Source organism: Microbacterium sp. NPDC077663 (assembly GCF_044542795.1).
In the GTDB taxonomy this organism is placed as follows: domain Bacteria; phylum Actinomycetota; class Actinomycetes; order Actinomycetales; family Microbacteriaceae; genus Microbacterium.
On the sequence record NZ_JBITVE010000001.1, the window covers coordinates 1,078,853 to 1,091,687 of the forward strand.

The 12,835-nt window shown below is 69.3% G+C and carries 14 protein-coding genes and 4 tRNA genes; 6 read left to right on the forward strand and 12 right to left on the reverse strand.

Features of this window, described 5'->3' with window-relative positions; translation table 11 throughout:
• Positions 1–18: 18 nt before the first annotated feature.
• Positions 19–609 carry a pyridoxal 5'-phosphate synthase glutaminase subunit PdxT gene (pdxT, locus tag ACIGEP_RS05275; protein ID WP_396660558.1) on the reverse strand — a complete coding sequence of 197 codons (591 nt, stop codon included), beginning with the start codon at positions 607–609 and terminating at the stop codon, positions 19–21.
• Complete coding sequence (gene pdxS / locus ACIGEP_RS05280; RefSeq protein ID WP_396660559.1) at positions 606–1,496, reverse strand: pyridoxal 5'-phosphate synthase lyase subunit PdxS; 891 nt, start codon at positions 1,494–1,496, stop codon at positions 606–608. The genes pdxT and pdxS overlap by 4 nt, the downstream gene beginning before the upstream one ends.
• A gap of 40 nt (positions 1,497–1,536) precedes the next feature.
• Between pdxS and ACIGEP_RS05285 the strand changes: the two genes are divergently transcribed.
• Both ACIGEP_RS05285 and pdxY read left to right on the forward strand, forming a co-directional pair.
• Positions 1,537–2,889 carry an aminotransferase class I/II-fold pyridoxal phosphate-dependent enzyme gene (locus tag ACIGEP_RS05285; protein WP_396660560.1) on the forward strand — a complete coding sequence of 451 codons (1,353 nt, stop codon included), beginning with the start codon at positions 1,537–1,539 and terminating at the stop codon, positions 2,887–2,889.
• Positions 2,886–3,737: a pyridoxal kinase PdxY gene (pdxY, locus tag ACIGEP_RS05290; RefSeq protein ID WP_396660561.1), complete on the forward strand. Its 852-nt coding sequence runs from the start codon at positions 2,886–2,888 to the stop codon at positions 3,735–3,737. Before ACIGEP_RS05285 ends, pdxY begins: the two co-directional genes overlap by 4 nt.
• 19 nt (positions 3,738–3,756) lie before the next feature.
• Here the strand turns inward: pdxY and ACIGEP_RS05295 are convergent, their stop codons facing one another.
• Together ACIGEP_RS05295 and thrS are read right to left on the reverse strand one after the other, a co-directional pair.
• Positions 3,757–4,305: an HIT family protein gene (locus ACIGEP_RS05295; RefSeq protein WP_396660562.1), complete on the reverse strand. Its 549-nt coding sequence runs from the start codon at positions 4,303–4,305 to the stop codon at positions 3,757–3,759.
• The gene (gene thrS, locus ACIGEP_RS05300) at positions 4,302–6,311 is read right to left on the reverse strand and encodes a threonine--tRNA ligase (RefSeq protein WP_396660563.1); all 2,010 of its coding nucleotides are present in this window, start codon (positions 6,309–6,311) and stop codon (positions 4,302–4,304) included. The genes ACIGEP_RS05295 and thrS overlap by 4 nt, the downstream gene beginning before the upstream one ends.
• A 155-nt stretch (positions 6,312–6,466) precedes the next feature.
• Here thrS and ACIGEP_RS05305 point away from each other — a divergent pair, with 155 nt between their 5' ends.
• Positions 6,467–7,633: an SLC13 family permease gene (locus tag ACIGEP_RS05305; RefSeq protein ID WP_396660564.1), complete on the forward strand. Its 1,167-nt coding sequence runs from the start codon at positions 6,467–6,469 to the stop codon at positions 7,631–7,633.
• 2 nt (positions 7,634–7,635) lie between these two features.
• On the opposite strand, the gene ACIGEP_RS05310 is transcribed toward ACIGEP_RS05305, so the two are convergent.
• Positions 7,636–8,292, reverse strand: coding sequence for a DNA alkylation repair protein (locus ACIGEP_RS05310; protein WP_396660565.1), 657 nt, complete (start codon positions 8,290–8,292; stop codon positions 7,636–7,638).
• A gap of 1 nt (position 8,293) precedes the next feature.
• Positions 8,294–8,806, reverse strand: a complete 513-nt coding sequence (locus tag ACIGEP_RS05315) for a glycine cleavage system protein R (protein ID WP_396660566.1) — start codon at positions 8,804–8,806, stop codon at positions 8,294–8,296.
• 76 nt (positions 8,807–8,882) lie between these two features.
• Between ACIGEP_RS05315 and ACIGEP_RS05320 the strand changes: the two genes are divergently transcribed.
• Positions 8,883–9,926 (forward strand): NAD(P)-dependent alcohol dehydrogenase, encoded by a 1,044-nt coding sequence (locus ACIGEP_RS05320; protein WP_396660567.1) that lies wholly within the window; start codon positions 8,883–8,885, stop codon positions 9,924–9,926.
• A gap of 18 nt (positions 9,927–9,944) precedes the next feature.
• Here ACIGEP_RS05320 and ACIGEP_RS05325 read toward each other — a convergent pair whose 3' ends face one another.
• Positions 9,945–10,295 (reverse strand): YnfA family protein, encoded by a 351-nt coding sequence (locus ACIGEP_RS05325; protein ID WP_396660568.1) that lies wholly within the window; start codon positions 10,293–10,295, stop codon positions 9,945–9,947.
• Between the two features lie 137 nt (positions 10,296–10,432).
• Here ACIGEP_RS05325 and ACIGEP_RS05330 point away from each other — a divergent pair, with 137 nt between their 5' ends.
• Positions 10,433–10,747: a hypothetical protein gene (locus ACIGEP_RS05330; protein ID WP_396660569.1), complete on the forward strand. Its 315-nt coding sequence runs from the start codon at positions 10,433–10,435 to the stop codon at positions 10,745–10,747.
• Positions 10,748–10,832: 85 nt separating this feature from the next.
• Here the strand turns inward: ACIGEP_RS05330 and ACIGEP_RS05335 are convergent.
• The 3 genes from ACIGEP_RS05335 to ACIGEP_RS05345 form a co-directional block, all read right to left on the reverse strand.
• A tRNA-Val gene (locus tag ACIGEP_RS05335) sits at positions 10,833–10,904 on the reverse strand.
• Positions 10,905–10,929: 25 nt separating this feature from the next.
• Positions 10,930–11,003: transfer RNA gene (locus tag ACIGEP_RS05340), tRNA-Cys, on the reverse strand.
• A 55-nt stretch (positions 11,004–11,058) separates the two neighbouring features.
• Positions 11,059–11,130, reverse strand: a tRNA-Gly gene (locus ACIGEP_RS05345).
• 159 nt (positions 11,131–11,289) lie between these two features.
• Between ACIGEP_RS05345 and ACIGEP_RS05350 the strand changes: the two genes are divergently transcribed.
• Positions 11,290–11,362 (forward strand) — tRNA-Val (locus ACIGEP_RS05350).
• Between the two features lie 48 nt (positions 11,363–11,410).
• Here the strand turns inward: ACIGEP_RS05350 and ACIGEP_RS05355 are convergent.
• Positions 11,411–11,698, reverse strand: coding sequence for a hypothetical protein (locus tag ACIGEP_RS05355; protein ID WP_396660570.1), 288 nt, complete (start codon positions 11,696–11,698; stop codon positions 11,411–11,413).
• Positions 11,699–11,743: 45 nt separating this feature from the next.
• Positions 11,744–12,694 carry an ABC transporter substrate-binding protein gene (locus ACIGEP_RS05360; RefSeq protein ID WP_396660571.1) on the reverse strand — a complete coding sequence of 317 codons (951 nt, stop codon included), beginning with the start codon at positions 12,692–12,694 and terminating at the stop codon, positions 11,744–11,746.
• Positions 12,695–12,835: the final 141 nt, after the last annotated feature.

A 12,835-nucleotide genomic window follows, 5' to 3' on the forward strand; every position in this document is an offset into this window, starting at 1 on the left:
CGCGATGGCGGAGGGCCACTACGCGTCGCGCACGCTCGCGAGGAACAGCTCGTGGAACCGCGTCTCGGAATCGAGTTCGGGATGGAAGGAGAGTCCGATGATCGCGTCCTGCCGGACGCCGACGAGTCGTCCGTCCGGGAGCGAGGCGATCACCTCGGCCGCCGGCCCGACCTCCTCGACGATCGGAGCGCGGATGAACGTCGCCCGCACGGGCGGGCCGCCGACCGCGGGCACGTCCAGCTCCGTCTCGAACGACTCCACCTGACCCCCGAAGGCGTTGCGTCGCACCGTCACATCGAGCCCGCCCAGCGTCTGCTGTCCCTCGATCCCGTCGACGAGTCGCTCGGCGAGGAGGATGAGGCCGGCGCAGGTGCCGAGGACCGGCATCCCGTCCGCGATGGCCGCGCGGAGCGGTTCGCGCATGCCGAACGCCCGGGAGAGCTTGTCGATGACGCTCGACTCGCCGCCGGGGAGCACGAGCCCCTCGACGCGAGCGAGCTCCTCCGGCCGTCGGATCGGGACGACGTCGGCACCGAGACCGGTAAGCATACGGGTGTGCTCACGCACGTCGCCTTGCAGCGCGAGGACGCCGACCCGCAGAGCCGTCACCAGCCCCGCTCGGCGAGACGGTGCGGTGCGGCGAGGTCCGACACGTTGATCCCGACCATCGCCTCCCCCAGACCGCGCGAGACGTCCGCGATCACCTTCGGGTCGTCGAAGAACGTCGTCGCCTTGACGATCGCGGCCGCCCGCTCAGCGGGGTTCCCGCTCTTGAAGATGCCGGAGCCGACGAACACGCCGTCCGCACCGAGCTGCATCATCATCGCGGCATCCGCCGGTGTCGCGACACCGCCGGCCACGAACAGGACGACGGGCAGGGTGCCGGTCTCCGCGATCTCGGCAACGAGCTCGTACGGCGCCTGCAGTTCCTTCGCGGCGACGTACAGCTCGTCCTTGGGCAACGCCGCGAGGGCCGCGATCTCACCGCGGATCTTGCGGATGTGCTTCATCGCCTCCGAGACGTCGCCCGTGCCGGCCTCGCCCTTGGAGCGGATCATCGCCGCCCCCTCGGTGATGCGTCGCAGCGCCTCGCCCAGATTGGTCGCCCCGCAGACGAACGGCACCGTGAAGCCCCACTTGTCGATGTGGTTCACGTAGTCCGCGGGCGAGAGCACCTCGGACTCGTCGATGTAGTCCACCCCGAGCTCCTGCAGCACCTGCGCCTCGACGAAGTGCCCGATGCGCGCCTTGGCCATCACCGGGATGGACACCGAGGCGATGATGTCGTCGATCAGGTCGGGGTCGCTCATGCGCGCGACGCCGCCCTGTGCTCGGATGTCGGCCGGCACCCGCTCGAGCGCCATGACGGCGACGGCGCCGGCGTCCTCGGCGATCTTCGCCTGATCGGCGGTGACGACGTCCATGATGACGCCGCCCTTGAGCATCTCGGCGAGGCCGCGCTTGACGCGGGCGGTTCCAGTGGAGTTCGTTGGCATAGGCCAAAAGTTACCATGACTCGGACATAGACTCGTCGCCATGGCAGAGGACGTCCTGACGATCGGCGGCGAGACCGCCGCCGAGATCGCGGACAGCATCCGTACCCTCATCGATCGCGGCGATCTCGCTCCCGGCGCCGCCCTCCCCTCGGTCCGGGCGCTCGCCGACATCGTCGGCGTCAACCGCAACACGGTGGTCGCCGCCTACCGCCACCTCGCGGCGGCCGGCGCCGTCGAGACCGCCGGACGCGCCGGGACGCGCGTCGCACCGCGGTCGGATCCGGCGCAGGAGGGCTTCGCCGCCGACACCGTCCTGCGCGACATCGGCACCGGCAACCCCGACCCGACCCTCATCCCCGACCCGTCGCACGCGCTCTCAAGCCTCGCGGGACGCCCCGTCCTCTACGGCGAACCGACGATCGACCCCGACCTCTACGCGTGGGCTTCGCGGTGGATCGGGGCCGACCTGCCCGGACGCGACGACCTCCGCCTGACCATCACGGGCGGCGCGGTCGACGCGCTCGAGCGTCTGTTCGCCGATGCACTGACCCGTGACGACGCCGTCGGTCTCGAGGACCCCTGCTTCCTCTCGGCGCTCCGCACCGTGCGAATCGGCGGGTACCGCCCGGTCCCCATTCCCGTCGACGAGCAGGGCATGACCGTGGCGGGCCTCCTAGCCGCGCTCGACGCAGGCGTCCGCGCCATCGTCTGCACGCCGCGCGCCCAGAACCCCACCGGCGTCAGTCTCACCGCCGAGCGCGCGGCGGAGCTGCGGGCTGTGCTGGAGCGGCATCCGTATGTCCTCGTGATCGAAGACGACCATTTCTCCATGCTGTCGAGGGAGCCCTACCACTCGATCATCGGAGCGGGCCACCACCGGTGGGCCCTGATCCGATCCGTGTCGAAGTTCCTCGGTCCCGACATGTGCCTGGCCGTCACGGCGAGCGACGCGGAGACGGCGGAACGCCTCGCCCGCCGGCTCAGTCCCGGATCGACCTGGGTGAGCCACCTGCTGCAGCGTCTCGTGCTCGCCCTGGTCTCCGACGACGCCGTGCTGACGCGCGTCGAGGAGGCCGCACGGCACTACCGCTCGCGCAACGACGCCTTCGCCGCGGAGCTGTCGCGCGTCGGCCTGCCGACGACCGCCGGCGACGGGTTGAGCATCTGGGTGCGCGTCCCGGCACCGGCCCGTGCCGTGGCGGAACAGCTCATGCGCCGCGGTTGGCTCGCCCGCCCCGGCGACGAGTTCGTCCTCGCCGACCACGACGCGACCCACCGACTGCGCCTGACCGTCCACGACCTGTCCGACCCCGACCTCGCGCGCCTGGCCGCCGATGTCGCCGCCTCGGCGCGAGCGATCGCGCCCTCACCGGAAGCGAGCACCGCCCCGTGAAGATCCTCTCCATCCAGTCCGCCGTCGCGTACGGGCACGTCGGGAACTCCGCCGCGGTGTTCCCCCTGCAGCGCATCGGCGTCGAGGTGTACCCGGTGTACACCGTCAACTTCTCCAACCACACCGGCTACGGGGCCTGGCGCGGGCCGCTCATCAGTCCGCAGGATGTCGCCGACGTCATCACCGGGATCGAGGAGCGCGGCGCGTTCGGCGAGATCGACGCGGTCCTCTTCGGCTACCAGGGCGGTGAGGGCATCGGCGACGTCATCCTCGACGCCGTAGCCCGCGTGAAGGCCGCGAACCCCTCCGCCGTCTACGCGTGCGACCCAGTGATGGGCAACGCGAAGAGCGGATGCTTCGTGGCCCCCGCCATCCCGATCCTGCTGCGTGAGCGGGTCGTCCCCGCCGCGGACCTCATCACGCCGAACCAGTTCGAACTCGGGTTCCTGACCGGCACCGAGCCGTCCGACCTCGAGTCGACCCTCGACTCGGTCGATGCGGCACGGGCCATGGGTCCGTCGACCGTGCTCGTCACGAGCGTCGAGCGACCCGACCGTCCCGAGGGAACGATCGAGATGCTGGCGGTCACGGACGACGGCGCGTGGATCGTCCGGACGCCGCACATCCCGATGAAAGCGAACGGGTCGGGTGACGTCACGGCCGCGCTGTTCACGGCCCACTTCCGGCGAACCGGCGATGCGGCCGACGCCCTCGCGCGGACGACGTCGAGCGTGTTCGATCTGCTCCAGCAGACCTACGATGCGGGATCGCGCGAACTGCAGCTGATCGAGGCGCAGGAGGCCTACGCGAACCCGCGCATGCAGTTCGAGGTCACCCAGGTGCGGTGACCCGGGCGGGCTGGTCGCGTCAGAGGACCGGCCAGCCCTCCTGGACCGCCTGGCGGACCTCGCCGAGCAGCTGCGGCAGCGCCTTCGTCTTGGCGATGATCGGGAAGAAGTTCGCGTCGGTCGCCCACCGCGGAACGATGTGCTGGTGCAGGTGCGCGGCGACGCCCGCCCCCGCGACCGCTCCCTGGTTCATGCCGAGGTTGAACCCGTCGCACTTCGCGACGGTGCGCAGCACGCGCATGGCCACCTGCGTCAGCGCACCGATCTCGGCGACCTCCTCCGGCGTCGCATCGTCGTACGTCGCGAAGTGACGATACGGACAGACCAGCAGATGCCCCGAGTTGTAGGGGAACAGGTTCAACAGGACGTAGGCCGTCTCGCCGCGCGCGACGATGAGACCCTCCTCGTCCGTCTTTCCCGGCGCGGCGCAGAAGGGGCAGTCGTGCACGAGCGGCTCCGGCCCCGCCTGGATGTAGGCCATGCGGTGCGGCGTCCACAGGCGCTGGAACTCGTCGGGCACTCCTGCCAGGTCGGCGGCGTCCTCGACCCGACGGTCGTCGCCCGTCATGCCAGGTCCGCAGAGGTGTTGACGAGGGTGTGATCCGCGATCGCGGCGACGATCTTCTCGATCGCCTCATCGACGGGGATGCCGTTGGTCTGCGAGCCGTCGCGGAACCGGAACGACACGGTGCCGGCGGACCGGTCCTGCTCCCCTGCGATCAGCTGCACCGGCACCTTCTGGGTGGTGTGCGTGCGGATCTTCTTCTGCATGCGGTCGTCGGAGTGGTCGACCTCCGCCCGGACGCCCCGCGCGCGCAGCCGGCCGACGATCTCGTCGAGATACTCGCCGTACTGCTCTGCGACGGGGATGCCCACCACCTGCACGGGCGACAGCCACACGGGGAACGCTCCGGCGTAGTGCTCGAGCAGGATCGCGAAGAAGCGCTCGATCGAACCGAACAGCGCCCGGTGGATCATGATCGGGCGGTGCTTCTCGCCATCGGGTCCGGTGTACTCCAGCCCGAAGCGCTCGGGCAGGTTCGGGTCGACCTGCACGGTCGACAGCTGCCAGGTGCGGCCGATCGCATCCTTCGTCTTCAGGTCGATCTTCGGACCGTAGAAGGCCGCCTCGCCGGGAACCTCCGTCAGCTTCAGGCCACTCGCGAGGGCGACGTTGCGGAGCGCATCGGTCGAGTACTGCCAGAACTCGTCGCTGCCGATCCACTTCTCCTTCTCGTCGTCGCGCATCGACAGCTCGAGCTCGAAGTCCTCGAGACCGAAGTCGCGGAGCATGGAGATGACGAACTCGAGCACTCGGGTCGCCTCCGCCTCGAGCTGATCGGGGGTGACGAACAGGTGGGAGTCGTCTTGGGTGAACCCGCGCACGCGCGTGAGCCCGTGCAGGGCGCCGGAGAGCTCGTTGCGGTAGACCGTCCCATTCTCGGCGAAGCGGAGCGGCAGGTCCCGGTAGCTCCGGGCGCGCTCCTTGTAGATCAGGATGTGCATCGGGCAGTTCATGGGCTTCAGGTAGTAGTCCTGGCCCTGCTTCGTGATGTTGCCGTCGGCATCCCGCTCCTCGTCCATGACGATCGGCGGGAACATGCCGTCCTTGTAGGTGACGAGGTGGTTCGAAGTCAGGAAGAGGTCCTCCTTCGAGATGTGCGGGGTGTACACGTAGGTGTACCCGCCCTCGATGTGACGACGCCGGGCGTGCTGCTCCATCTCACCGCGGACCACACCGCCCCGGGGGTGCCAGACGCTCAGACCCGAACCGATCTCGTCGGGGAACGAGAAGAGGTCGAGCTCCTTGCCGAGCTTGCGGTGATCGCGCTTGGCGGCCTCCTCGAGGCGATGCTGATACGCACGCAGCTCGTCCTTCGACGGCCAGGCGGTGCCGTAGATGCGCTGCAGCTGCGGGTTCTTCTCGCTGCCGCGCCAGTACGCGCCGGCCATCCGGGTGAGGTCCCAGCCGTTGCCGACCATCCGCGTGTTGGGCACGTGAGGACCGCGGCAGAGGTCCTTCCAGGCGGTCTCGCCGTCGCGGGTGACGTTGTCGTAGATGGTGAGCTCTCCGGCACCGACCTCGACGGAGGCTCCCTCGGCGGCCTCCTTCGTACCGCCCTTCAGCCCGATCAGCTCGAGCTTGAACGGCTCGTCGGAGAGCTCGGCGCGCGCCTCCTCGTCGGTGACGACACGGCGGACGAAGCGCTGGCCCTCGCGGACGATGCGCTCCATCTCCTTCTTGATCGCCTTGAGGTCCTCCGGGGTGAACGGCTCCTCGACGCCGAAGTCGTAATAGAAACCGTCGGTGACCGGCGGACCGATGCCGAGGTTCGCCTGCGGGCGTACACGCTGAACCGCCTGCGCGAGGATGTGCGCCGTCGAGTGGCGCAGGATGTTCAGTCCGTCGGGGCTCGACACGGTGACCGGCTCGACCCCGTCGAGCGTGTCCACGACCGTGGCGAGATCCTTCAGTTCGCCGTCGATGCGCAGGGCGACGACAGATCGGTCGGGAAACAGGGCGAAGCCGTCGGCGGGAAGGACGACGTCCGCCGGAACGATCGGATCAGACAAGGGGGGGTCTCCAGAAGGTGGCTCGGATCACGGTGACTCAGCTTCGAGCGCTGTGCGCGCTCCGCCCGCTCAGGCCCGCGGCGTTCGCGTGCCGGCGATGTGGGACATCCGGCTGTTCTGCATCCTGCGAGTCTACTGGGCTGCCGACAGGGGCGATGATGGATGCCGTGAAGCTCGCTCTCGCGGGGGTCGTCCTGCTCGTGGGCGCGATCGTCGCCGCCGCCACCGGCATCCTGCCCCTGTCCGACCTCGGCGCCGTCGCCGAGCGTGTCCTTCCGATCCTCGCGTTCGTGGTCGCCGTGACGGTGGTCGCCGAGCTCGCGGCGAAGGCCGGGGTGTTCGACGTGACGGCATCCTGGCTGGCGCGACTGTCCCGGGGCCGCACCACGGTGCTCTGGCTCCTCGTCGTGGCCCTTGCGATCGTGACCACGGCCTTTCTCTCGCTCGACACGACTGCTGTCCTCCTCACCCCGGTCGTGATCGCCGTCGCCCGGGCGAACGGCCTTCCGCCCCTCCCCTTCGCCCTCACGACGGTCTGGCTGGCGAACACGGCATCGCTCCTGCTGCCGGTGTCGAATCTCACGAACCTCCTCGCCCTCGCCCGGATGCCGGGAGCCGCCGATCCGGCCGCCTTCGTCCTCCTGCTGGGCCCGTCGGCCGTCGTCGCCGTGCTCGTGACCGTCGCGCTCCTCTGGGCCTTCCACCGGCGCGCCCTGGTCGGAACCTTCCCGGTCGCCCCGCCGCCCCGGGTCAGCGACCGCGCGCAGCTCGTGGCGGCATCCGTCGTCGTCATCGCGCTGCTGCCGCTGCTGGTGAGCGGGATCGAGCCGTGGATCCCGGCCACGGTGGCGGCGCTCGCGCTGATCGGGCTGTTCGCCTGGCGCTCGCCGAAGGCGCTGGGCCTGCGATTGATCCCCTGGTCGCTGCTCGTCTTCGCGGCGGGGCTGTTCTCGGCGGTCGCCGCCCTCGAGGCGTGGGGTTCGGGGCAGATCGCGACGGCGATCGCCGGCACGGGATCACAGCCTCTCGACCTGCTGCGGATGTCGGGCACCGGGCTCGTGACGGCGAATGCGCTCGACAACCTGCCGGCGTACCTTCTCCTGGAATCCGCGACGGGAACGCCGGAGCGGCTTGCCGCGCTGCTGATCGGTGTGAACGCGGGGCCGCTCATCACGCCGTGGGCGTCACTGGCCACGCTGCTCTGGCATCAGCGGCTCGTCGCTGCCGACGTGCACCTGCCGTGGAGCCGGTTCATCGTGTGGGGTCTCGTCGCCGCTCCTCTCGTGGTCGTCGCCGCCACCGTCCCCCTGCTGCTGCGCTGATCTCAGAGGTGCTTCAACGCCTCACGCCGGCTGAGCGGGCTCAGCGCGTGCGCCGCAACGTAAGCGGACACCCATTCCGGGTACACCCGGGCGGCGTCGCGAAGCGCCCATCCGATCGCTTTCCGGAGGAAGAACTCGGGGTCGCGGAGATTCGGCTCCAGCGCGTCGGCGAGAAGCCGCAGGTCGGTGCGCTCGCGTCGTCCGAGCTGGCTGAGGACGGCGAGGCGTCGCAGCCACAACTCGTCACTCACGCACCACCCGCGTACGAGCGCCTCGCCGTCGCGGGGATGCTCGTCGAGGAGCTCGCGGATGCGACCGCTCAGCTCATCCGTGATGTCCCACCAGCGTCCGGTCCGCACCATGTGCTCGACGAGCGGCACGATTCGAAGGTCCGCCCGCGCCGGGGGGACGGCGAGCAGCATCATGGCCGCGTACCGCTCTTCCCGGTGGGATGCCGCATCCCACAGCTCCCTCGCGTCCGCGAGGACGCGCGCGGCATCGGGTTCCCTCGCAACCGCCCCCCGCGCGATCCGACGGGTGTCGGGGACGCGTACCCCGAGGAACGGGAGGGTCGACTTCATGTACGCCTGCTGGCCTAAGGCGCGGTCGGGGTCGGCGGCGGCTCGCAGGCGCGCGCGGATCTCGTCGACGCGGTCCACGTCACGCGACGGTGAGGTCCACCTGGATCTCGCCGGCGAGCTCCTCGAGCGCCGCCGTCACCGGTGCGGCGTCCGCTCCGGCCGGGACGCGGAAGGCGACGGTCGCCTCGAAGAGGGTCCCGCCCGCCATGGGCGCGTCCAGCGTCCGGCTGCTGAAGGTGTCGATGCTGAGCGCATGCGCCGCGATTGCGGCGGTGACGTCGCGCACGATACCGGGGCGGTCGTTGCCGAGGACGGTGACCTCGAGCGAGCGCTCGACGGGTTCCACGTCCGCGGCGAGGCGGCCGCCGTGGACGGTGACACGCAGCATCCCGTCGAGTCCTTCGAGCGCGGTGACGAGGTCGGCTTCGCGATCGTCGTCGATCGAGACGAGCACGATGCCGGCGAAGGCGCCGGCCAGCTCGGCGAGCTCGCTGCGCTCCCAGTTGCCGCCCGCAGCCGAAACCTGCTCGGCGAGGGCGTTGACGAGTCCGGGACGGTCGTCGCCGACCACAGTGAGCACGAGGTGGGCCATGGCGGGATCCTATCGCCCGAGATGCCGCCGCGCAGGGGCCTGCTGAGCGAGTCCTGCGGAGCGTAACGTGCCACTCATGAAGGCACTTCAATACACGCGCATAGGTTCCCATCCCGAGGTCGTCGAGATCGAGAAGCCGGTCCCCGGACCGGGTCAGGTGCTGATCAAGGTCACAGCGGCGGGCGTCTGCCACTCGGACGAGTTCGTCATGGGTCTCAGCGAGGAGGAGTACACCGCGGCCGGGTACCCGCTGCCGTTGACGCTCGGTCACGAGGGCGCGGGCATCGTGGCGGAACTCGGCGACGGCGTCGAGCACCTGCAGGTCGGGGATGCGGTCGCCGTCTACGGACCGTGGGGATGCGGGCGGTGCCGCAACTGCGCGCAGGGCAAAGAGAACTACTGCACCAACGCGCAGGCTGAGGGGATCATGCCCCCAGGCTTGGGTGCCCCCGGTTCGATGGCGGAGTACATGATCGTCGACGACGCGCGTCACCTCGTCCCGCTCGGGGACCTCGACCCCGTGAAGAACGTCTCGCTGACGGATGCCGGCCTGACGCCGTACCACGCGATCAAGACCTCGCTGCCGAAGCTGGGCGCCGGCACGACCGCGGTCGTGATCGGAACGGGTGGCCTCGGCCATGTCGCGATCCAGATCCTGCGCGCCGTGTCGGCGACGACCGTCATCGCACTGGACGTGAACGACGAGAAGCTTGCGCTCGCGCGCGAGGTCGGCGCGCACCACGCCGTGTTGAGCGACGCCGACGCGGTCGACGCCATCCGCGAGCTGACCGGCGGACTCGGCGCGAACGCGGTGTTCGACTTCGTCGGCGCGGAACCGACAATCGCGACCGCGGTCGGCGCTGCGGCCGTCGACGCCGACGTCACCATCGTCGGGATCGGGGGCGGCACCGCGCACGTCGGCTTCGGCTCGATCGCCTACGACGCGGCTCTGCGGATTCCGTACTGGGGCTCGCGCAGTGAGCTGATCGAGGTGCTCGAGCTCGCCCGCTCGGGGCAGGTCTCGGTCGAGGTGCAGCGGTATTCCCTTGACGACGGTCCGGCCGCCTACGAGGCGCTCGCGGCCGGCAAGGTTCGCGGACGCGCGGTCATCGTTCCCTGAACCGTGTCCGGGTCGCGGTCATCCGTCGACGGCGTCGGTCACGACCGGAGCGAAGATGATGATCGCGGCCCCGACCAGGGCGACGCCCGACCCGACGTAGTCCCAAACGGTGGGCCGGAAGCCGTCGACCACGATCCCCCAGGCGAGCGAGCCGGCGACGAACACTCCCCCGTAGGCCGCGAGCACCCGCCCGAAGTTCGCGTCGGGTTGCAGCGCGGCGATGAAACCGTAGGCACCCAGCGCCACGATCCCGAGCAGCGCGAACCACCAGCCGCGGCTCTCGCGCACCGCCTGCCAGATCAGCCATGCGCCGCCGATCTCAGCGACAGCGGCGAGGACGAACAGGACGATGATCCGGGCGGTGGTCATGCCCCGCATTGTCCCAGTGGGCTGTGACGGCCGTATGACACGTCCGGAAGCTGCACGAAGATGCCGTGCGCGAATGAGAGGATGACACTGGAGACCGCAGCTCCGCCCTTCTGTACGCCTCGACCTGGGTCGGTTCCATGGGACTCCTCGCCTACAACAGCACCACGCGATTCGACATCGACGATCGCACTCTCGCTCATCTCGAAGCCGTCATCTACGCGAAGCTTCGCCGCGGTGAGGCCTTCCTCTTCACGTGGTCTCGCGCCGCAGGTGAGGGGACGGGACGCACGACCGTCTGGATGAACCGCGCGTCGAGCCTCGCTTTCCGCCGTCGCAGCGACACCCGCATCCCGCTCAACCACGAGTGGGTCGAGCGGCTGATGTCCGCGGCGAACTCCCCTGCTGGCCTGCACGAGTTGCCGGAGTCGGAGTCGGTCTCGGCCGCTGGTTGACGGAGAGTGGCGGCGTTGTGGCGTCGCCGTCTGCCCAGCGGCTTCCGGGCAACAAAAAACCCCCGGATGACCGGGGGTTTGTCTGTGCGCGATACTGGGATCGAACCAGTGACCTCTTCCGTGTCAGGGAAGCGCGCTACCGCTGCGCCAATCGCGCCTGTGAAGGCTGTTGAGTTGTGGAGTGGAGGTGGCGACGGGATTCGAACCCGTGTGGACGGCTTTGCAGGCCGCTGCCTAGCCACTCGGCCACGCCACCGTGTGTGGTTTGACCCACGTGACGCGATCTCCCCGGAGGAAGATCCCCACACTCGAGCGGATGACGAGATTCGAACTCGCGACCCTCACCTTGGCAAGGTGATGCGCTACCACTGCGCTACATCCGCATTTCGTTCCGGATCGCTCCGGCACTCGTTAAACACTAGACGATTCCGGCGCAAGCGCAAAACCGGGCACGCCCCGCGCGTGTCACCTCAGCGCGCCCCCGCTGGTTCGGCCGGAGCCCGCGAATCCGGTATGCTCGGACATCGGCCCGAGTGTCATTCGGGCGATTGGCGCAGTTGGTAGCGCGCTTCCTTCACACGGAAGAGGTCGTCGGTTCGAGTCCGGCATCGCCCACCGAAAAGCCCCCGACGTTCGACGTCGGGGGCTTCCTCGTTCGTGGGCTCAGCCGTTGAGGATCACGTCCGCTTCGGTGAAGAACTCGCTAACCGCGGCATCCACGGTCTTCGTCCCGAGCCCGAGCTCCTTGCCGAGGTCCCAGAACTTCTGCTCCAGCGACCCGTATCCGACCACGGCCGCAGGCGGCGCGTCGCCGATCCGCTCCGAGACCGATTCGATGTAGTCGGCCACCTGCTGGTCGGGGCCTTCGAGTGTCGCCCCCTCGAGCTTGCTGGTGGATGCCGGGAATCCGAGGGTCGTGCCGAAGATCTCACCCGCTTCCGGGCTGTTCACCACGTAGTCGAGGAAGAGTGCCGCGGCCTCGGGGTGCTCGTTGCGCTAGGATATCGCGACCTGAAGCCCGCCCTGCCGGTACAGGTCCTTCGCGCCGGGTTCCGCCGTGGGCGGCGCGACGATCGCGATGGACGACGCGCCCGAATCGGCGAGGTAGCCGCCGAGGAAGTTGCTCCAGCTCATCTCCGACATCGTGCGAGTCGCGCCGAATCCCGACACGGGGCTGATCTCTTCGAGCTGCTGCTGCGGAATGGTGACTCCGTCGCGCAGTCCCGCTCCCGACTGCCAGAAGTCGGTCAGCTCCTGCTCGGTGAACCCGAGCTCGCCCTCTGGCGTATACAACGCTTTACCGGCGGCACGGAGTTGGAGCTCGAAGACCTGGATGCGCTGCGTGTAGTCCGTGCCGCCGAACGGGTCACCTCCGGTCGCGTCCGTGACCTCGGCGAGCCAGTCGTCGAACTCCTCGAACGTCGAGCCTCCTTCCGGAAGGTCGAGCCCCTGCGCCTCGAGCAGGTCCTGGTTGACGAAGTTCGCCCAGAGGCTGTAGCCGGTCGGAAGGGAGTACTGCACGCCGTCGAGACGGCCCGTGCCCAGAAGCGCATCCTCGAACGTCGTGAAGTCGATCTGATCCGCCACCTCAGCGAGGTCGAGGATCGCCCCGCTCTCCCCGTATTGACGGAGGTAGCTGTCGGAGAACTGGAAGACATCCGGAAGGCTTCCACTTGCTGCCTCGACCTGCCGCTGCTCCCAGTAGCTCGGGAAGTCCGTGAAGGTCGTCTTCACCGTGATGTTCGGGTACTCCTTGTTGAATGCCGCGATGAGCTCGTTGTATCGAGCCGCGCGGTCGTCGTTCCCCCACCATGCGAAGTCGAGTGAGACCTTCTCGTCGGGGTCGTACTCGGCCCCGTCGCCGGCGCCGGCGGGGCCGCATCCGGTCAGGATCAGGGCGAACGCGGCGGCCGCGCTCCAGGCTGTGGTGGTGCGGATGCGGGACATCCTCGTCCTCTCTCGTCCGTCATCGGACGCGTCAGGGTGCTGGAAAGCGCTTCCCCGCCAACCTATGGTGGACGGCGCCCGCGCGCAAGGATCGCGTCCCGGCACGACGAAGGGGGCGCCGCGGTCAGCCCGCGACGCCCC

Excerpts from the sequence above, each read along its gene's own strand:
- pdxS (WP_396660559.1), bottom strand. The coding sequence starts at position 1,496 with ATGCCAACGAACTCCACTGGAACCGCCCGCGTCAAGCGCGGCCTCGCC.
- ACIGEP_RS05285 (WP_396660560.1), top strand. The coding sequence starts at position 1,537 with ATGGCAGAGGACGTCCTGACGATCGGCGGCGAGACCGCCGCCGAGATC.
- ACIGEP_RS05295 (WP_396660562.1), bottom strand. The coding sequence starts at position 4,305 with ATGACGGGCGACGACCGTCGGGTCGAGGACGCCGCCGACCTGGCAGGA.
- ACIGEP_RS05305 (WP_396660564.1), top strand. The coding sequence starts at position 6,467 with ATGATGGATGCCGTGAAGCTCGCTCTCGCGGGGGTCGTCCTGCTCGTG.
- ACIGEP_RS05315 (WP_396660566.1), bottom strand. The coding sequence starts at position 8,806 with ATGGCCCACCTCGTGCTCACTGTGGTCGGCGACGACCGTCCCGGACTC.
- ACIGEP_RS05320 (WP_396660567.1), top strand. The coding sequence starts at position 8,883 with ATGAAGGCACTTCAATACACGCGCATAGGTTCCCATCCCGAGGTCGTC.
- ACIGEP_RS05325 (WP_396660568.1), bottom strand. The coding sequence starts at position 10,295 with ATGACCACCGCCCGGATCATCGTCCTGTTCGTCCTCGCCGCTGTCGCT.
- ACIGEP_RS05330 (WP_396660569.1), top strand. The coding sequence starts at position 10,433 with ATGGGACTCCTCGCCTACAACAGCACCACGCGATTCGACATCGACGAT.
- ACIGEP_RS05360 (WP_396660571.1), bottom strand. The coding sequence starts at position 12,694 with ATGTCCCGCATCCGCACCACCACAGCCTGGAGCGCGGCCGCCGCGTTC.